Origin of the sequence: Halomonas sp. KM-1 (genome assembly GCF_000246875.1) — a bacterium.
GTDB classification, from domain to species: domain Bacteria; phylum Pseudomonadota; class Gammaproteobacteria; order Pseudomonadales; family Halomonadaceae; genus Halomonas; species Halomonas aerodenitrificans.
This window is the reverse complement of sequence record NZ_BAEU01000034.1, coordinates 1-16,938: the sequence shown is the minus strand read 5'-3', so window position 1 is coordinate 16,938 and position 16,938 is coordinate 1. Positions and strand designations below refer to the sequence as shown.

Annotated in this window: 20 protein-coding genes and 1 pseudogene; 5 read left to right on the top strand and 16 right to left on the bottom strand. The window is 65.5% G+C overall.

The window, feature by feature from the left end; all coding sequences use genetic code 11:
* Positions 1–154 precede the first annotated feature (154 nt).
* Positions 155–925 carry a fumarate/nitrate reduction transcriptional regulator Fnr gene (fnr, locus tag B8115_RS02925; protein ID WP_010626253.1) on the top strand — a complete coding sequence of 257 codons (771 nt, stop codon included), beginning with the start codon at positions 155–157 and terminating at the stop codon, positions 923–925.
* A 44-nt stretch (positions 926–969) separates the two neighbouring features.
* Here fnr and B8115_RS02920 read toward each other — a convergent pair whose 3' ends face one another.
* Positions 970–1,410, bottom strand: a complete 441-nt coding sequence (locus B8115_RS02920; RefSeq protein ID WP_010626252.1) for a host attachment protein — start codon at positions 1,408–1,410, stop codon at positions 970–972.
* A gap of 69 nt (positions 1,411–1,479) precedes the next feature.
* The gene (locus B8115_RS02915; RefSeq protein ID WP_010626251.1) at positions 1,480–1,983 is read right to left on the bottom strand and encodes an Hsp20/alpha crystallin family protein; all 504 of its coding nucleotides are present in this window, start codon (positions 1,981–1,983) and stop codon (positions 1,480–1,482) included.
* 372 nt (positions 1,984–2,355) lie between these two features.
* Here B8115_RS02915 and B8115_RS02910 point away from each other — a divergent pair, with 372 nt between their 5' ends.
* Genes B8115_RS02910 through B8115_RS02895 form a run of 4 tightly spaced genes read left to right on the top strand, consistent with a single transcriptional unit; the run spans position 2,356 to position 4,287 of the window.
* Positions 2,356–2,802, top strand: coding sequence for a hypothetical protein (locus B8115_RS02910; RefSeq protein ID WP_010626250.1), 447 nt, complete (start codon positions 2,356–2,358; stop codon positions 2,800–2,802).
* A 14-nt stretch (positions 2,803–2,816) separates the two neighbouring features.
* Positions 2,817–3,380, top strand: coding sequence for a hypothetical protein (locus B8115_RS02905; RefSeq protein ID WP_010626249.1), 564 nt, complete (start codon positions 2,817–2,819; stop codon positions 3,378–3,380).
* Positions 3,381–3,971 carry a cytochrome c oxidase subunit 3 family protein gene (locus tag B8115_RS02900; protein WP_010626248.1) on the top strand — a complete coding sequence of 197 codons (591 nt, stop codon included), beginning with the start codon at positions 3,381–3,383 and terminating at the stop codon, positions 3,969–3,971. It begins immediately after the preceding gene.
* Positions 3,972–3,975: 4 nt separating this feature from the next.
* The gene (locus tag B8115_RS02895; RefSeq protein ID WP_010626247.1) at positions 3,976–4,287 is read left to right on the top strand and encodes a cytochrome C oxidase subunit IV family protein; all 312 of its coding nucleotides are present in this window, start codon (positions 3,976–3,978) and stop codon (positions 4,285–4,287) included.
* A gap of 74 nt (positions 4,288–4,361) precedes the next feature.
* On the opposite strand, the gene B8115_RS02890 is transcribed toward B8115_RS02895, so the two are convergent.
* The 14 genes and pseudogenes from B8115_RS02890 to B8115_RS23535 form a co-directional block, all read right to left on the bottom strand.
* Positions 4,362–4,568 (bottom strand): hypothetical protein, encoded by a 207-nt coding sequence (locus tag B8115_RS02890; protein ID WP_010626246.1) that lies wholly within the window; start codon positions 4,566–4,568, stop codon positions 4,362–4,364.
* A gap of 11 nt (positions 4,569–4,579) precedes the next feature.
* Positions 4,580–6,517 carry a nitric oxide reductase activation protein NorD gene (locus tag B8115_RS02885; protein ID WP_010626245.1) on the bottom strand — a complete coding sequence of 646 codons (1,938 nt, stop codon included), beginning with the start codon at positions 6,515–6,517 and terminating at the stop codon, positions 4,580–4,582.
* 51 nt (positions 6,518–6,568) lie between these two features.
* A complete protein-coding gene (locus tag B8115_RS02880; protein WP_010626244.1) occupies positions 6,569–7,387 on the bottom strand; it encodes a CbbQ/NirQ/NorQ/GpvN family protein in 819 nt (272 codons plus the stop codon).
* Between the two features lie 68 nt (positions 7,388–7,455).
* Entirely contained in the window at positions 7,456–8,808 is a 1,353-nt protein-coding gene (locus tag B8115_RS02875) for a cbb3-type cytochrome c oxidase subunit I (RefSeq protein ID WP_010626243.1), read from the bottom strand.
* A gap of 30 nt (positions 8,809–8,838) precedes the next feature.
* Positions 8,839–9,285 carry a c-type cytochrome gene (locus B8115_RS02870; protein WP_010626242.1) on the bottom strand — a complete coding sequence of 149 codons (447 nt, stop codon included), beginning with the start codon at positions 9,283–9,285 and terminating at the stop codon, positions 8,839–8,841.
* A gap of 349 nt (positions 9,286–9,634) precedes the next feature.
* Complete coding sequence (locus B8115_RS02865; protein WP_010626241.1) at positions 9,635–9,958, bottom strand: carboxymuconolactone decarboxylase family protein; 324 nt, start codon at positions 9,956–9,958, stop codon at positions 9,635–9,637.
* A 76-nt stretch (positions 9,959–10,034) separates the two neighbouring features.
* The gene (locus B8115_RS02860) at positions 10,035–10,427 is read right to left on the bottom strand and encodes a SirB2 family protein (RefSeq protein ID WP_010626240.1); all 393 of its coding nucleotides are present in this window, start codon (positions 10,425–10,427) and stop codon (positions 10,035–10,037) included.
* Between the two features lie 58 nt (positions 10,428–10,485).
* The gene (locus tag B8115_RS02855; protein WP_010626239.1) at positions 10,486–11,688 is read right to left on the bottom strand and encodes an NnrS family protein; all 1,203 of its coding nucleotides are present in this window, start codon (positions 11,686–11,688) and stop codon (positions 10,486–10,488) included.
* Positions 11,689–11,985: 297 nt separating this feature from the next.
* The gene (locus tag B8115_RS02850) at positions 11,986–13,512 is read right to left on the bottom strand and encodes a nitrite reductase (protein WP_010626238.1); all 1,527 of its coding nucleotides are present in this window, start codon (positions 13,510–13,512) and stop codon (positions 11,986–11,988) included.
* Positions 13,509–14,363 carry a uroporphyrinogen-III C-methyltransferase gene (cobA, locus tag B8115_RS02845; protein ID WP_010626237.1) on the bottom strand — a complete coding sequence of 285 codons (855 nt, stop codon included), beginning with the start codon at positions 14,361–14,363 and terminating at the stop codon, positions 13,509–13,511. The genes B8115_RS02850 and cobA overlap by 4 nt, the downstream gene beginning before the upstream one ends.
* A gap of 65 nt (positions 14,364–14,428) precedes the next feature.
* Positions 14,429–15,643, bottom strand: a complete 1,215-nt coding sequence (gene nirJ, locus B8115_RS02840; protein WP_010626236.1) for a heme d1 biosynthesis radical SAM protein NirJ — start codon at positions 15,641–15,643, stop codon at positions 14,429–14,431.
* A gap of 28 nt (positions 15,644–15,671) precedes the next feature.
* Positions 15,672–16,220: an Lrp/AsnC family transcriptional regulator gene (locus B8115_RS02835; RefSeq protein WP_010626235.1), complete on the bottom strand. Its 549-nt coding sequence runs from the start codon at positions 16,218–16,220 to the stop codon at positions 15,672–15,674.
* Positions 16,195–16,674 (bottom strand): Lrp/AsnC family transcriptional regulator, encoded by a 480-nt coding sequence (locus tag B8115_RS02830; protein ID WP_010626234.1) that lies wholly within the window; start codon positions 16,672–16,674, stop codon positions 16,195–16,197. Before B8115_RS02830 ends, B8115_RS02835 begins: the two co-directional genes overlap by 26 nt.
* Positions 16,671–16,938 (bottom strand): annotated as a pseudogene (locus B8115_RS23535) (AsnC family protein); the annotation flags it as partial. The pseudogene B8115_RS23535 and the gene B8115_RS02830, both read right to left, overlap by 4 nt.

The window sequence follows — 16,938 nt, the reverse complement described above, 5'->3', positions numbered from 1 at the left end:
TGAATCGACCCTAAGGCTCACCAAGGCGGCGACTTCGGTCGCCGCATTTATTGGGACAACACTAAGTAAAGCGTCGTATATGCCTATCCCAACCCTTCACCGTCATCTGGATTGATTATTCTTAGAAGAGAGCGATACAGGACGAGGTGTTGCCATGGGGGAAAGCAGCAACGCTAGTCAATTGATTCGACTTCATGAAATTCGTAAGGCTTGCAGCTCCTGCAGCCTGCGCGAACTCTGTTTGCCTGTTGCGCTGGACCGCAAGGATACCGACGAGCTGGATCGTATCGTCGAGCATCGCCGTCCCCTGAGGAAAGGTGAGAAGCTGTGCCGTCCGGGCCAGCCATTCAGCGCCATCTATGCCGTACTGAGCGGCAGTCTGAAAAGCAGCCTGTTGGGGCACAGAGGCGATAGCCAGGTCATTGCTTTCCACCTGCCGAGCGAGCTGGTCGGGCTTGATGCCATCGGCAGCGGGAGCCACCCCACTACCATCGAGGCGCTGGAAACCACCAGTGTGTGCAAGATTCCCTTCTCCCAATTGGAAGCCCTTTCACGCAAAATCCCCGGGCTGCAGCACCAGTTACTGAGAGTGATGAGCAAGGAGATATTTGATGAGCATGAGCTGTTGCAGGTGGTGTCGCGGCGAACTGCCGAGCAGCGCCTGGCCATCATGCTGATCAATCTGGGTCAGCGTTTCGGTCGACGCGGCCTGTCGCGAACGCGATTCCGTTTGCCCATGTCCCGCCTCGACTTGGGCAACTATCTCGGGCTCGCCCCGGAAACGACGAGCCGAGCGTTTCGGCGCTTCATCGATCAGGGCTTGCTCAAGGTTACCGGCAAGGAAGTCGAACTGCTGGACCCGAGCGCACTACAGGAACTCACCGACGGTATGAGCGCACCGTTCCACAGCAGAAAGCAGCGTTGAGGCAATCTGCCAATGCGCCGCACTCCTCCCCGATCGGTTTTTGCTCACACAGGCCGCCCGGGCAGATGCGCGCGAATCTCCTCGGCACTCAGGCTGGCTAGTTCCTTGTCCAGGATATGGGAAACGCACTTCATGACCTGCTCCGGCAAGGCCTCCTTCAAGAACCCGAGAAAGCGGGGCGGCGCGCAGAGCACCACATGACCAAGCGCCCCCCTGCCATACTCGGCGCCAAGCCGTTCGCCGATCGCAGTGGCAAAGCGGATCGCTTCCTGTTCCTTGGGCGAATGGTGCTTGCCCATGGCATGCCGACCGACACCCATGGAATCGAACGTCCGGCCGGGACGATCGGCGTTGATGTCTCGCTCGTGCAGTTTGCCTTCAGGGTTGAACAGTGTGTCCACTTCCTCCAGGGCGGCCGTTGCTTCGGGCGCGGTGAAGAATCGCGCACGTGCCTGATCGGCCACCACCACCCAAGTCGCTTTCATGCCCACCTCCCGTGTAGTCAATAGGCGAGCCGAGCATTTCGGCCCGCCGTCTCGTCACCATCTGGAAACTCACTTGATATCGAGCTTGCGCCGAGGTACCTCTTTGACCTTCGGCAGCGTCAGTTCCAGCAGCCCGTTGTTGAATTTGGCCTCGGCCTTGTCGGCATCGACTTCGCAAGGCAGGGCAACCGTACGTTCCACACGGCCATGGGAGATTTCACAGCGATAGTACTCGCCGCTTTCTTCCTTGGACTCCTTGTGGCGCTCTCCCTTGATCGTCACGGTGCTGTCGGTGACCGAGACATCCAGATCCTCACGCGCCATACCGGGAAGCTCGGCACGTATCACAACCTCCGCATCCCGGTTGACGACATCGACCTTGGGCATTCGGCTCCCGGCGGCAAGCCGCTCGAAAACCGGCAGGTCCCAGCGCAGCGGATGCCCCCATCCTCGTTCGAGAAAGCGGTCGAACATACGGTCAAGCTCACGGAACGGGCTCGCTTCCTGCGGCGGCGTCGCTGACGGCACTTCACTAACGTTGGGTCTGATTTCCTTCACGCTCTTCTTGGACATGGCACTGGCTCCTGTTGGCGAATCCAAACGCAGTGCAGCGATCGGACTCATGTGCATGCTTGCCATTGAGAAAGCTAGGACGGATCCGGCCCAAGCAAGTTGATGCAAATCAAGTCAGCGACCACTATCACTTTCTCGCCTGTAGCCAAGAGGAGCGAATCTGCTCCCGAGCCAGGCTAGTCAGGATCAAGCAGGCCACAGCAGAGCGGTGGCGCGACACCCCACCTCGCCGAATCCCATACCGAAACGGCCCTGCATTGATCCAAGGCAAGGACAGCCAGTTCCTCACCAGGCATAGTGCCAATAACAGGCATTCAAAATACTCATTAACTTCCGACACACCGCGTCGACACACACCCACGGGAGGGAGCGATGTCCACCATCTCGTACGCCAATACATCAACCGATACGGCCGCAGCGCCGCTCGATACGCGAGGCCGCAGCCTGGCCGCGGTCGTCTACGTGCTCTATCTGGGCAGCATCATGGCGGTGGTCACCGCACCCATCGGCGTGCTGATCGCCCACCTTCGCCGCCGCCGCAATGCGGAGTGGGTGGAGAGCCACCTGCTGTTCCAGATCCGCACCTTCTGGCTCGGTGCCCTGGCCGGTGCCGTGGTGCTTTCCGCCTGGTACTTGCTGGGCCTGATCGGCGCGCCCTCCTGGGCTTCCTGGGTGCTGGGTTACGGCTTCTTCACTGCCTGCCTGGCCTGGACCATCGGTCGCAGCGGCGTGGGGATCAACCGTCTGCTGAACGACCGCGCCATCGACGATCCGCGCAGCCTGCTGTTCGGCGGCGCCAAGGTCTCGCTGGAAGACTGATCGGGAGCTCACCAATGACTACCGCCACCTCGACCCTGCAATTGCCACCGACACGCTCCGCTGCCGTCAGTGGACTGGCCTGGGGCTTCATCGCCTTCTCCACGCTGACCGCGGCACTGCTCACCCTGCCGCTACTGCCCGGCGAGGCGCTGGTCGTCTCGCTGGGCGTCGAAACCGGCAGCGGTGGGCTCACCGGCGGGGTGGCCTGGCTGATCGAGCGCAGCAATACCGTGGCCGGCCTACTGATGGTGGGCGCCGCCGTGACCCTGGCGCTCTCCGTGGCGCTGCTGCAGCGTCGGCGCTGGGCGCGGCCGGCTTTTCTCGGCCTGATGGCGGCCGGCTTCGTCGGTGTGCTGGGCGGCGCCGCCCTGACCCCGCTGACCTTCGGCTTCATGGCCGATGCGGCCGGAGAAATGGCCCGCTACGAAGAGTCGGTGGCTGGCCTGATCGGCGCCCTTTCCGTGCTGATCATGGTGGCCACGGCGCTGGTGGTGCTGTTCGCCTGGGCCGGCTGGAAGCTCACCACGCCGGCGGTTCGTGCCGAATTCGAGCGCACGCCTGTCGCCGCGGTGGGCTGAGTGACGGAGCGTCACGAGCTGTCTCAGCCGCGGCCGCTGCCCAACCCGGGCTGGGGGCCGCTGGCGGCGCTGCCCGGCAATCCGCTGATGTGGGTGCTGATCCTCAGCGAGATGGTGGTGTTCGCCGCCTTCTTCGGTTTGTTCGCCTGGCTGCGGGCCGGCGAGCGCGAGGTCTTCGACGCCTCCCAGCAGTTGCTCGATCCGGTGACCGGCGGCATCAACACCATGGTGCTGCTGACCAGCGGGCTGTTCGCCGCCCTGGCGGTACAGGCCATCACCCAGGGCAGGATACGGCGCTGCCGCCAGTGGCTGGGAGCGGCCTTCGCCCTGGGCGTGGTGTTCTGCGTGGTCAAGATAATGGAGTATGCCGATAAGCTCGGCCAGGGGCTCATGCCCGAGACCAACACCTTCTTCACCTTCTACTACCTGCTGACCGGCTTCCACTTCGCCCACGTGCTGTTCGGCCTGGGGCTGATCGCCCTGGTGGCCTGGCGCCTCTCCCATGACAACGTGGAAACCGCCGCGGCCTTCTGGCACATGGTCGATCTGATCTGGATTCTGCTCTACCCGATCCTCTACCTGCTGAGGTGAGCCCATGCGCGCCATGCAAGACGCCTTTCGCGATGCCGCCACCCGCCGGCTGCTGATTACCTGGGCGGTGCTGATGGGGCTGACGCTGGTTACCATGCTCTCCGCACAGTTGGGCGGCGATGCCCGCCTGGCCGCCCTGCCGCTGTGGTCAGCAGGCCTGCTGCTGGCCACCACCTTCTTCAAGGTGCACCGGGTGCTGATGGTGTACCTGGGCCTGGCCGACGCTTCGCCGGCCTGGCGCGGTGCCTTCGTCGGGCTGGTGCTGGCCACGCTGGTGCTGGTGGGGTCCGGTTATCTTGTCGCCCAGTTAGCCTAACCATCGTCCTCAAGAGAAGTGAACGAAACGGCGCCGCTATCGGGGATAGCGGCGCCGTTTACTGTGGCATGGGTTCAGTAGGTGGGTGGCGGTGGCCCGACGCCGGCCCACTCCGCCAGCCGCCGGCCCAGGCGGATCAGGCCGTAGACGGCGAAGGGGGCAACGAACATCATCAGGATGCCCCAGTCCTGGGTGTTGATCACCCAGGCCAGCGGGGTGATCACCGCGAAGGCGGCCAGCAGGCCGAGGCACAGGGCAATGGCGGGACGGTTTACTGTCATCTTCACTCCCCCTAGTTACCTATGATTTGACGGTAAATTCCCGGCAGTGCGAGAGAAAGATGCTCCGGCCGGTTGACGATGGCGTAGCTGCCGCGGCCGAACAGGTGCGACACGTACTGGTGCGCCTCGCTATCGATGGTCACGCCGAACACCCGCACTTCGTGCTGGCGCGCCTCGAGCACCGCCCGGCGGGTGTCCTCGATGCCGTAACGGCCTTCGTAATAGTCGGTGTCGTTGGGCTTGCCGTCGGTGAGCAGCAGCAGCAGCCGGTGCCGGTTGGGCCGTTCGGAGAGCTCCTTGGTCACGTGGCGGATCGCCGGCCCCATGCGGGTGTAGTGGCCGGGCTTGAGCGCCGAGATGCGTCTTGCCACCCGTTCGTTCATGGCCTCGTCGAAGGTCTTCAGGGTATTGACCCACACTTTCTGGCGCCGATGCGAGGTGAAGCAGTGGATGCTGTAGTCGTCGCCGCAGCCGGCCAGGCCGTGGCCCAGCACCAGCAGCGCCTCCTTGGCTACGTCGAGCACCCGGCGATCCTCCAGCCAGGCGTCGGTGGAGAGCGAGACGTCGACCAGGATCGACACCGCCAGGTCGCGGGCCTGCTGGCGGGTGGCCTGATAGAGCCGGTCGCTGGACTCGCCGGTGGCGGCCAGGTCGCAGCGCGAGCGGATCACCGCGTCCATGTCGAGCTCGGTGCCGTCGTACTGGCCGCGCAGGGTCTCGCGGCGCGGTCGCAGCGCCTCGAACTCTCGGCGTACGCGGCGAATGCGCCGCTGGGTAGCGGCATCGGGCTGCCACTGCTCGCCCTCTTCGCTGGCAAGCTCGGTGTGCACCAGGCAGTGTTCGGGCAGGTAGATCTGCTTGCGGTAGTTCCACTCGGGATAGGTGTGCTTGCCGCGGAGGCGCTCGCCCAGCGCCTCGTCCGGCGGCAGGTCGAGGTCGACCTTGATGCGCGTCGCCGCCCGCTGCTTGTGCGGGCTGAGGATGATCTCCTCCATCTGCTCGGCGGCGCGCTTGGCTTCCTCGTCCTCGTTGTCCTCGACCAGGCGGTTGAGGTTCACCATCTCGGTCCAGGAGAGCATCTTCTCGAAGCGGTTGGCTATCAGCGGGTCGTCGCGCTCGGTCTGGTCCTGGCGCTTGCGCTCGGCCTTGCGCTTGCCGTCGCTCACCGTCTGGGCGCTGTTGGTCTCGCCTTCTTCCGGGTCTTCCCGGCTCTCGTCGCGGCCGGCCCCGGTGCCCAGGGCCACCACCTGACCCCACAGCGGCACCGGCAGCGGCGGACGATAGCCGCGCGGCGCGCCGATACCGTCGAGCGATAGCTCGGGCCGCGTCACGGCGTGATGCATGGCCGCCGCCCAGCCTTCCAGCCCCCGCTCTTCGCCGAGCAGCACGCGCAGGGTCTGTTCCAGCGCCAGCTCCATGGTCGGCAGGCGCTTGCGGGCCGGGCGCACCAGCAGCAGCGCCTGGCACAGTCGTCGATAGCGCTCGGCCAGCCCAGGGAAGCGTTCGAGCGCAGCGTCACGGGCGCGCACCGCCTCGCGCAGGCGCGCCAGGTCGGCACGCAGCGGGTCGCGCTGCGGCTCGGGCTGGCGCGCCACCGCCAAGTAGGCCACCAGCCAGAAGTAGAGATCGCGGTTCAGCTCGGCGTCGGGGAACAGATCGATGCGGGGCGGCAGCAGCAGGTTCTCCTCGTCGCGCCGGGCCTGGTCGATGGCCTCGTCATCGAAGCCGAGCCGCTGACGCAGCGACAGGCGGTGATTGGAGCTGCGCGCGATGATGGCGGCGACTTCAACGCCCGCCTCGCCGCCGCTGGCGCGGAAGAACACGCCGAGCACGTGGCGCATCCGCTCCATGGAAACGGCCGCTTCCGGATAGCGCTGGTAGCTGGCCGCACTGGAGGCCCAGCGATGCCAGTGGCGACCGACGAACTCTTCGAGCTCGAGAAATTGCATGGCCAATCCTCCTGGTGCGCTATCGAGCGCCGATTAGGTGGCAGTGATGCCTCAGCCGAAAGTGGCGCGAATCGACTCCAACAACCCTTCCTGCACGTCCAGATCGTCCGAGAGCGGCTCGACCAGGGTGGCCCGGGTGGCCTCGAGGATCGGCATGCCGGCATTGATCAGGGTGGCGCAGTAGACCAGCAGGCGGGTGGAGACCCCCTCTTCCAGGTCCTGGCCCTTGAGCTCGCGCAGGCGCCCGGCCAGGTTGACCAGCGCGGCGCAGCGCTCATGGGAAAGGCCGCTCTCGCGGGCGACGATGTCGCACTCCACCCGCGGCGGCGGGAAGTCGAACGACATCGCCACGAAGCGCTGACGGGTGCTCGGCTTGAGTGACTTGAGAATGTGCTGATAGCCGGGGTTGTAGGAGACCACCAGCATGAAATCGTCCGGCGCCTCGAGCAGCTCGCCGGTTCTTTCCAGCGGCAGCAGGCGGCGGTCGTCGGTAAGCGGGTGTAGCACCACGGTGACGTCCTTGCGCGCTTCCACCACCTCGTCGAGGTAACAGATGCCACCCTCGCGCACGGCGCGGGTCAGCGGGCCGTCGACCCAGCGGGTCTCGCCGCCCTGCAGCAGGTAGCGGCCGGTGAGGTCGGCGGCGGTGAGGTCATCGTGGCAGGAAACGGTGAACAGCGGGCGCCCCAGCTTGGCCGCCATGTGACTGACGAAGCGGGTCTTGCCGCAGCCGGTCGGCCCCTTGAGCAGCAGCGGCAGGCGCTGCCGGTACGCCTGCTCGAACAGCGCGCACTCGTTGCCGACCGGCTCGTAGTAGGGCAGCTCGCGCGCAAAGGCGGAAGCAGCGTTGGTGGCGCTAGCGGTATACATGGCGAAACCTCCAAGAAAGAAGAGCCGGGAGAGAAGAGGACGGGGCGGCATGCCGCCCCGTCCCTGGCTCACTCGGTGGCGACGATGGAGGGCTGCTTGACGTGAGTGCCTACCTGCTCACGGGCCGGCCCGAACACCGCGTAGAAGAACATGGCGGCGGCAAGGGCAACGAAGATGCCGGTGCCGAAGCGCATCACGTAGAACAGCTCGAGCTGTGCCTGCACCTGCATGAAGTTCATGCCCAGTACCCGCTGCAGGTGGGTCTGCACCACACCGGCGAAGGTCAGGGTGAAGGTCATGAACCACATGGCCGAGGTCATGATCCAGAACGCCCACATGTTGAGCACCTGGTTGTAGGGCTGCACGCGGCGCAGCTGCGGCATGGCGTAGGTAATGATGCCCATGATCAGCATCACGTAGGCGCCGTAGAAGGCCAGGTGGCCATGGGCGGCGGTGATCTGAGTGCCGTGGGTGTAGTAGTTGATCCACGACAGGGTGTGCATGAAGCCCCACACACCGGCGCCGAAGAAGGCCACGGCGGCACAGCCCAGGGTCCACAGCATGGCAGCCTTGTTGGGGTGGTTACGGCTGCCCTTCCAGAACATGTAGAAGGCGAACACCACCATGGCGAAGAACGGAATCACCTCCAGCGTGGAGAAGATGCTGCCGATCGGCTGCCAGTAGCCGGGGGTGCCGATCCAGTAGTAGTGGTGACCGGTACCCAGCAGGCCGGAGAACAGCGCCAGGCCGACGATGACGTAGAGCCACTTCTCGATGATCTCGCGGTCCACGCCGGTCATCTTGATCAGCAGATAGCCGAGCAGCGAGGCCATGATCAGTTCCCACACGCCCTCGACCCAGATATGCACGATCCACCACCACCACAGCTTGTCCAGCGCCAGGTTGTCGGGGTTGTAGAAGGCGAACAGCCAGAACACCGCGGCCAGCCACAGGCCCAGCATCAGCACCATGTTGATGGCGGTCTTGCGGCCCTTGAGCATGGTCAGGCTGGTGTTGAACAGGAACATCAGGAACGAGACGGTGATCATCAACTTCGCCCACAGCGGCTGCTCGAGGTAGTGACGCCCCTCGTGAATGCCGAACTGGTAGCTGATCAGCGCGCCGGCGCCGGCAATGGCGAACAGCAGCAGCTGGAAGTAGGCCAGCTTGGGGCTGTAGATCTCGTTCTCCGCCTCTTCCGGCATCAGGTAGTAGGTGCTACCCATGAAGCCGATCAGAAGCCACACGATCAAGAGGTTGGTATGGCTGGTACGGGTGATGTTGAAGGGCATCGCCTCGGACATGAAGTGCGGCCACACGTAGGCTGCCGCCGCCGCCAGTCCGAAGATGATCTGTAGAGCAAATAGTGCCATTGCCAGCATGAAGAACGGCAAGGCCACCTTCTGCGTTTCGTATTTCATGGTTCGACTCCTTGGTTCCTGGAAGGGGGATCAGCCCGCCGGGTGCGGCGGCCAGCCCTGGGTGTCGATGGAATCGGTCCACTCCAGGAAGTCGATCAGCGCCCGCATCTCTTCGTCGTTGATGTCGTGAGCCGGCATCTGGCGACGGCCGGGGGCACCGGTGGGCTGGGCGTTCATCCACGCCGTCAGCGCCATGCGGGCAGCCTCGGGGTTGTCGCGTCCGCCGAAGCGGGTCCAGACGTTGCCGACCTCAGGCGCGAAGTAGGAGCCTTCGCCGAGGATGGTGTGACAGTTGATGCAGTTGTGCTCTTCCCACACGTGCTTGCCCAGGCGCACGGAGTCCGACATGGGCTGGGTCGAGGTATTGACGATGTAGAAATGGCTGTGAGCCGTCAGTGCGGCAAACAGCAGGAAAAAGAAGAGCGAGCCGCCGTAAAAGATATTACGGGCCGCCGCCTTGGTGAGGCCTTCGGTCATGGGCCTTTCCCCCTCGCTGGTGACACTTCAGGGACCTGCGACCGAAGTCGGCGAGCCCCACCCCTTAAACAAGCATCTATAATGCATCTTAAGAGTAACGCCACGAACCAGAGGCAGCATTGACCTTCGTCAAATCGGCGGTGATGAACGGCGCGAGCGGCGAGAGAACGGAGCTTTCAGAGAGCGGTGGAATGTCGCACGGCGGGCCGCTGGGGCCCGCCCGTCAGTTGTAGGTAAACGCACGAGCGGGATGAAGGGCTAGGCGCACGGCGCGCAGGAACCGGAGCCTATGGGGTATAGGTGAGGATTGCGAGCACCGTGCAACAACGCCCTTCACCCGCGCAGTCGTTTACCGCCGGGTATCGGTGATGTCCTCGATCCAGGTCAGTGCCGCCACCCCCGCCGGCAGCCCCAGGGTGGGAATCGCCAGCATGGCCACCTGCTTCAAGGCCTCCGGTTCGATGCCTTCGTCCATGGCGCGGCGCATATGGGAATGCACGGCCCCCTCCGAGCCGCCGCCCACCGCCAGCGCCAGCTTGACCAGGCGCCGCGTGCGGTCATCCAGCGGACCCGCTTCGGCGCACGCCTTGCCCAGCGCAGCATAGGCGCGCCACACCTCGGGATAGTCGTCGGCCACCTTGCCGGCACCGGAAGGAAGATCTTGATTGGCCATGTGGTTTTTCCTCGTCTTGTCGTGAATGTCTCGGCAGGCTTCAGTATAGAAGCCTGCAGCGTCGTAGAAAGCCGTCTCAAAGGGGCAGGAAGAACCAGGGGTCCTTGGTCATGGCCGTGCCCATGATGTAAACGAACACCACGATGGCGGCCAGCGCGGCTAGCCCCCGCGACATCGGCGTGCGCCCGCGCTTGATCGCCACGGTGCCGAGCAGGATGTAGCCGAGCAGGCCCAGCAGCTTGGCGGCCAGCCATGGATGGTGCTGCGGCCACATGGAAAGCATCGTCATCAAGGTGAGCCCCAGCAGCAGCAGCAGGGTGTCGTTGATGTGGGGCAGGACCCTCACCCAACGCCGCTGCAGCAGGGAAGTCTCGCGCACCGACCACCAGGCGCGCACGATGAAGAAGGTGATACTGAGCACCGCGGTGGTCATGTGCAGGTGCTTGATCAGTGAATAGTACTCGATCATCGACTGGCTCCGTCCTTGCCGGCCTGTTATTGCCTCGGCCTCTATCCCCGCTGACCGTCTATCCCCTTTGACCGTCTACGCGGGCACTCATGAGTGGCAGCGTATAGTGAAACAGGAAGATGAGGTAGGCGATACACCAGAAGATGATGCTCAGATTGTAGGTCCAGTGGGTGATCTGCGGGAACATGGCGAGGATCGGCGAGCGCAGCAGAGCCCCGGCGAACATCAGCGCCAGGCCCACGCCGATGCCCGGCAGGGTGCGAATCTCGCGCCCGGTGTGCCCGAGCGAGACCCGCGCCATCATCGCCAGCATCATCGTCGCAATGCCGCCGATGGCCAGGGCGTGCACGGCTAGCTCGACGCGGAAGGCACCCATCAGCGCCATGGCCCACATCGTCAGACCGAGCGGTACGAAGGCGTAGCTCAGGTGCAGGCCCCACAGCAGCGGCTCACGCAGGGTGCGATGCCCTTCCCAGCGCACCAGACGTATCAGGCTGGCCAGCGCCGCCACCAGCATCACGCTGGCCAGCAGCGCCGGCGGCACGGCGGCACCGAGCAGCGCCGCAAGTTGTAACACCACGATCGCCAGCATCGAGCCCAGAGTCAGCCGCTCCAGTGCCGGGATCGCCGCCGGCTGCGGCCGCCCCAGCTTGCGAGAAGTGAAGAAGGGGATCACCCGTCCACCGAGTAACACCATCAGCACCGCGATCAGTAGTACGCCGAGATAGCCCCCTTCGCGAATCAGCGTGAACTTGCCCTGGGCCACGCCCAGGTGCATGGCCAGATTGGCCATCGCCAATAGCAGCAGTACCGGCACGAACATCAGATTGCGCCACAGCCTGGCCGCCACCACCAGACGCCCCATGACCAGCGCCGCCAGCGGCAGGAAGGCCACGTCGAGCACGATCAGCAGCCATACCGGCAGCCCCATGGGAAACGCCAGGGTGATTCGGGCCGCCAGCCACAGCGCCACCAAGCCTAGTAGAGGCGCACCGCTCAGACTCGGCCGGCCGGTCCAGTTCTGCACCGCGGTGAGCAGGAAGCCCACTACCACGGCGGCACCGAAGCCGAAGATCATCTCGTGCTGGTGCCACCACATCAGTCCGCCGTGGGGGCGCAGCAGGATGTCGCCGTGCCAGAACGCGAACCACACCACCATGGCCAGCACGCTGAACAGCGACGCCAGCAGGAAGAAGGGACGAAACGCCAACCGCGCCAGGGGCAGGCGCGGCTGGTTGGGAGCGGGGGAAGCGGTGTTCATGGCGGCATACCCGACTTGAATGCTTGGATGAATCCATTATGGCGATTCGCGTCGGGCGGCTTCATGACGAGTATCAAGAATGCTTCTTTTTAATCGCCACACAACCAATCATTGAGCGAGCGGGATGAAGCGGCTAGGTTCGTTCCCGACGAACCAACGCACTTCCCACATCCCTGTGGGTCGCGAGTCGCACGATGCACAAGAACCGGAGCATATGGGGTATATGTGAGGATTCTGACCGGGCTGGCGCACCAGCAATCGTGCAACAAAGCGATTCGCCCGCGCAGCCAATGATTACTAATGGCTGGTGCCTTCTTCGTATTGGGTCTTATTCCACACATTGTACTTGCCCGAGGGCCGCTTCATCGGCATGCGCCCCAGCTCCTCCAGGGTGTTGGCGTCGAGCCACAGCAGGTAGCCGTCGTCGTCCCACACGCTCAGCAGCAGGGTCTCGCCGCGGCGGTCGAACTCCACGTGGGCGGCGGTCTTGCCCGGCTCGGGAATCAGCGTCTCGACGATCTCCAGGCTCTGCTTGTCGATCACATGGATGCGATCGTGGTTGGGGCCGAAGAAGACGTCGACCCAGGCGTAGGGCGAGTTTTCGTGGCTGCGCATGAAGAAGCCGGGGCCGTCGGTTTCGATATGGGTGATCAGCGACCAGTCGGTCATGTCGAACACCGAGACCTGCCCCTTGTCGATGTGCGGCATCGCCATCACCCGGCGCCCATCGAGTTCCCAGGTGATGCCGGCGCCCAGGTGCGGCATGCCCTCCAGCGGCAGGTCGGCGACCTTGACCTCCTCGTCCATGTCGAACACCTGGCCGCCCTTGCCGCCGCGAGCGGCGCCGACCAGGTAGCGGTACTCCATGTCGAAGAAGAAGTCGTCGAGGTAGTCCGGCGCCTCCATGCGGTGCAGGGCGAAGTCGCCGACCAGTGCCTCGTCCCCTTCGGCCCGCTCCTCGGGCCAGCGGATCTCCCACACCTCGGGGATGTCGCGCAGGGCGGCGACGAAGCTGTTGCGCGGCGGTGCGGTATAGACGGCGCTGACCCGTGAGGTCTCGCCGTTGAGGCCTTCCACCGGGATGGAGGCGATCAGCTCCAGGTTGCGCGCATCCAGCAGCACCAGGGTATGCGGCAGGTAGTTGCCAGCCAGCACGTAGTTGCCGTCGGCGGATACCGCGATGTTGCGCATGTTGATGCCGGCACGCACCTCGGCGGTGACCTCGAGGTTGTAGATGTCGTACTTGGTCACCCAGCCGTCGCGGGAGCCGAAGAACACGTAGCGGCCGTCCGGGGTGTACTTGGGCCCGCCATGCAGCGCATAACGACTAGGGAAGCGGGTGATGCGCTCGAAGCGGTCGCCGTCGAGCAGACTGACGTGGTGATCGCCGATCTCCACCACGATGAACAGGTTCTTGAGATCCTCGACCTCGAACACCGGTTCGTCGGGCAGCGTGCCATAGGCGTGGCTGACCACGTGGCTGGCCAGGATGTCCGCATCGCTCCAGCTCGGCTCGACCTCCGGCGGCTCGTAGATCCACTCCGCCAGGGCGGCGATCTCGGCCTCGCCGAGCAGCTCACCGTAGGCGGGCATTTGGGTGGCGGCGCGGCCATCGCGGATCACCTCGACCGCCTCGGCGTGCTTGAGCCGCGAGAGGTTGTCGGGTAGCAGCGCCGGGCCGATGCCGCCGAGGCGGCTCACGCCGTGGCAGATGGCGCAGTGGTGATTGTAGAGCACGTTGGCGTCGGGCTCGTCGGCCAGCGCCGGGACGGCGGGAACGGTCAGGCCCAGCAGGCCCCCAATGAATAGCCTGGAGAGTTTCACAGTGCCAGCCCTCCCACGGCCAGGGTCGAGTCGATATCGCTGCGGGTCAGCCGGGTCATGCCGAGGGCCAGGACGTCGGCCAGGCGCACCACCTCGCCCACCACGATCAGCGTGGGCGGCTTGAGCCCCTCGCGCTCGATCGTTTCCACCAGATCGCCCAAGGTGGCGAAGACGTTGCGCTGCTGGGGAGTGGTGCCACGTTCCACCAGCGCCACCGGGTGCTCCGCCGGCAGGCCGTGACGCTGCAGCTCGGTGCTGATCAGCCTGGCGTTGGCCAGGCCCATGTAGAACACCGCGGTGTGATGGGGAACCGCCAGCGCAGCCCAGTCCAGCGCCAGCTCGCCGTCGGCCTTGGCGTGGCCGGTGACGAAGGTCACGCTCTGGGCGTGGTCGCGGTGGGTGAGCGGGAAACCGGCGTAGCTGGAGCAGCCCGAGGCCGAGGTGATGCCGGGCACCACACGAAAGCTGACGCCGCACTCGACCAGATACTCGGCCTCCTCGCCGCCGCGGCCGAAGATGTAGGGGTCGCCGCCCTTGAGCCGCAGCACCCGCTTGCCCGCACGAGCCAGCTCGACCAGCAGGGCGTTGGTCTCCTCCTGGGGCAGCGAATGGTGGCTCGAGGCCTTGCCCACGTAGTAGCGCTGCGCCTCGGGGCGGGCCAGCGCCAGCACCTCCTCGGACACCAGCCGGTCGAACACCAGGCAGTCGGCCTGCTGCAGCAGTGACAGGGCGCGCAGGGTGAGCAGGCCCGGGTCGCCGGGGCCGGCGCCGACGATGGCGACCTCGCCGGGCGCCAGCGGTGCCTCGTCGAGCTCGAAACCCGGATGTCTCGATTGGCGGTGTGTTGTCATGATCGGCCTCTCCCCGAAGCGTCAAACGGTCTTTTTTTCGTGTTCCGATATGGGTGTTCCGAGGCCTACAGCTCGACGGCCTGAATCGTGTCGAAGGGGGCGGCCACGCGCCGCTGGCGCTCTTCTTCCACTCCGATCTCCTCGTTGCTGAGGTAGCAGCCGGGATCCTCCTCCCAGGGGTCGCCGGTCACCTTCCACGCCCGCACCCGAGTGTTGCCGTTGCAGATGGCAAGAAAGCGGCACTCGGCGCAGCGCCCCTTGAGCGGCCGCGGACGCTGACGGAAGCCCTGCATCAGCTCGTCCTGGCTGTCGCGCCAGATCTCCGAGAACGGCCGCTGGCGCACGTTGCCGATGGCGTGGTCCCACCAGAAGGTGTCCGGGTGCACGATGCCCAGGTTGTCGATGTTGGCGATGTACTCCCCCGAGGCGTTGCCGCCCCAGTGGGTCAGGCGCCGCTCCAGCGCCTCGACCCGGTCGGGAAAGTGCTCGCGAGCCCACATCAGCAGGAAGGGGCCGTCGGCGTCGTTGTTGCCGGTGACGTACTCGCGCTCGACACCGCGTTCGAGCTCGGCCCGGCAGTGGTCGAACAGCCGGGTCATGGCGTCGCGGGTCATCTGGTACCAGGCGTCCTGCTTGCGATGACGGTGGCCACGCCCGCCGTAGTTGAGGTGCGAGAGGTAGAACTTGTCGACGTCGTGCTCGTCGATCAGCGCCAGGATGGCGTCGAGCTGCTCGTAGTTCTGCTGGGTCAGGGTGAAGCGCAGCCCCACCTTGATGCCGTGCTGCTTGCACAGCTTGACCGCATGCATCGACTCGCGGAACGCCCCCTTGCGCCGACGGAACTCGTCGTGGGTGGCCTCGAGGCCGTCGATGCTGATGCCCACGTAGTCGTAGCCACACTCGGCGATCTGCGCGATGTTGCTCTCGTCGATCAGGGTGCCGTTGGTGGAGAGCCCGGTATAGATGCCGAGCTCCTTGGCGCGCTGAGAAATCTCGAAGATGTCGGGCCGCATCAGCGGCTCGCCGCCGGAGAGGATCAGCGCCGGCACGCGAAAGCGCTTGAGGTCGTCGAGGACGCTGAAGACCTCCTCGGTTGAGAGTTCGCCCTTGAAGTCGACGTCCGCCGAGACGGTGTAGCAGTGCTTGCAGGTCAGGTTGCAGCGGCGGATCAGGTTCCAGATCACCACCGGGCCGGGGGGCTTGGGCGGCGCGGCGCCGGTTTCCCCTCCTTTGGGCGTGGGTTCGAGCAGCGATTTGACGTAGCGGGTGACGCGGAACATGTAAACCTCCTCTGGCGCGGCGCAGGCCTCAGCGCGGCGGACCGGGCCGGCGGGCGAGCCGCAGGCCGGTCTTCTTGAGAATGCGGGAGCTGTACAGGATGCGGTGGTCGCGGCAGGCCTCGCCGAGCCGCTCGCGCAGCGCCTCGGCCTGGCACTCGACCTCGGCCTGGCTCTTGCCGTGCAGCATCACGAACAGGTTGTAGGGCCACTCGGGCAGGTGGCGTGGGCGACGATAGCAGTGGCTCACGCCGCGGATGGCGGCCACTTCGCGCCCCAGGCGCTCGATGTGGGCATCGTCCACGTCCCATACGGTCATGCCGTTGGCCACGTAGCCCAGCCGATAGTGGTTGGGTACCGCGGCGATGCGGCGGATCACACCGCTCTGCTGCATGCGCTGCATGCGCGCGCGAACCTCTTCGCCGGCGAGACCGAGCGGCCCACCCACCGCGCTCCAGGGATCCGGCACCAGCGGCAGGCCGGCTTGGGTGGCCAGCACGATGGCGCGGTCGATGGCGTCGAGGCCGTGTGCGCCGGCGGCTTCGGCCAGCGGCTCAGACGGGCAGGTGGAGACGGACATGGAATTCCTCCTGCTTGGGCATGTTGAACACCGCCAGGCCGGTGGTGGCCTCGATCGCCGCGATGGTCTCGCCGATACGCTCGGGGGTTTCGGTGGCCAGCACGAACCACATGTTGAGGCGGTGCTCGCGGCGGTAGTTGTGGGCCACCTCGGGAAAGGCGTTGACCGCCGTAGTGACCCGCTCGAAGTCGGCTTCCGGCACTTCCAGCGCCGCCAGGGTCAGGCCGCCGCCCAGGCGCTCGGCGTGGTACATCGGGCCGAAGCGGCTCAGCACGCCATCCTCCAACAGCCGCTCCAGGCGATAGAGCAGCTCGCCTTCGGAGAGGCCGAGTTCGGCGGCCACCGCGGCGTAGGGGCGCTCGACCAGCGGCAGGCCGTCCTGCAGGCGGTTGACGATGCCCCGGTCGGCCGCGTCGAGTTCGGCCGGCTCGGGCCGGTGACGGTGGGTACTCATGGCTGCTTCTCCCGGGCGTAGCGCCCGCCGCACTGCTTGTAGGCCTTGAGGCTGAACAGCACGCGGTGGGGAACATCCTGCAGGCCATGACGCTCGACGATGCCGTCGAGCGCTGCCAGCACCCGCTCGCGGCGGGCGCCGTGGATCATGCAGAACAGGTTGTAGGGCCAGACGGGCAGGCGCCGCGGGCGGCGATAACAGAGCGTCACGGCGGGCTCCGCGGCCAGTTGCTGCCCCACCTCTGCCACGGCGGCATCGGGCAGG

Excerpts from the sequence above, each read along its gene's own strand:
- fnr (WP_010626253.1), top strand. The coding sequence starts at position 155 with ATGGGGGAAAGCAGCAACGCTAGTCAATTGATTCGACTTCATGAAATT.
- B8115_RS02910 (WP_010626250.1), top strand. The coding sequence starts at position 2,356 with ATGTCCACCATCTCGTACGCCAATACATCAACCGATACGGCCGCAGCG.
- B8115_RS02890 (WP_010626246.1), bottom strand. The coding sequence starts at position 4,568 with ATGACAGTAAACCGTCCCGCCATTGCCCTGTGCCTCGGCCTGCTGGCC.
- B8115_RS02865 (WP_010626241.1), bottom strand. The coding sequence starts at position 9,958 with ATGGCCAATCAAGATCTTCCTTCCGGTGCCGGCAAGGTGGCCGACGAC.
- cobA (WP_010626237.1), bottom strand. The coding sequence starts at position 14,363 with ATGACAACACACCGCCAATCGAGACATCCGGGTTTCGAGCTCGACGAG.
- B8115_RS02870 (WP_010626242.1), bottom strand. The coding sequence starts at position 9,285 with ATGACCGAAGGCCTCACCAAGGCGGCGGCCCGTAATATCTTTTACGGC.
- B8115_RS02905 (WP_010626249.1), top strand. The coding sequence starts at position 2,817 with ATGACTACCGCCACCTCGACCCTGCAATTGCCACCGACACGCTCCGCT.
- B8115_RS02920 (WP_010626252.1), bottom strand. The coding sequence starts at position 1,410 with ATGAAAGCGACTTGGGTGGTGGTGGCCGATCAGGCACGTGCGCGATTC.
- B8115_RS02830 (WP_010626234.1), bottom strand. The coding sequence starts at position 16,674 with ATGAGTACCCACCGTCACCGGCCCGAGCCGGCCGAACTCGACGCGGCC.
- B8115_RS02885 (WP_010626245.1), bottom strand. The coding sequence starts at position 6,517 with ATGCAATTTCTCGAGCTCGAAGAGTTCGTCGGTCGCCACTGGCATCGC.
- B8115_RS02880 (WP_010626244.1), bottom strand. The coding sequence starts at position 7,387 with ATGTATACCGCTAGCGCCACCAACGCTGCTTCCGCCTTTGCGCGCGAG.
- B8115_RS02860 (WP_010626240.1), bottom strand. The coding sequence starts at position 10,427 with ATGATCGAGTACTATTCACTGATCAAGCACCTGCACATGACCACCGCG.
- B8115_RS02835 (WP_010626235.1), bottom strand. The coding sequence starts at position 16,220 with ATGTCCGTCTCCACCTGCCCGTCTGAGCCGCTGGCCGAAGCCGCCGGC.
- B8115_RS02895 (WP_010626247.1), top strand. The coding sequence starts at position 3,976 with ATGCGCGCCATGCAAGACGCCTTTCGCGATGCCGCCACCCGCCGGCTG.
- B8115_RS02915 (WP_010626251.1), bottom strand. The coding sequence starts at position 1,983 with ATGTCCAAGAAGAGCGTGAAGGAAATCAGACCCAACGTTAGTGAAGTG.
- B8115_RS02875 (WP_010626243.1), bottom strand. The coding sequence starts at position 8,808 with ATGAAATACGAAACGCAGAAGGTGGCCTTGCCGTTCTTCATGCTGGCA.
- nirJ (WP_010626236.1), bottom strand. The coding sequence starts at position 15,643 with ATGTTCCGCGTCACCCGCTACGTCAAATCGCTGCTCGAACCCACGCCC.
- B8115_RS02855 (WP_010626239.1), bottom strand. The coding sequence starts at position 11,688 with ATGAACACCGCTTCCCCCGCTCCCAACCAGCCGCGCCTGCCCCTGGCG.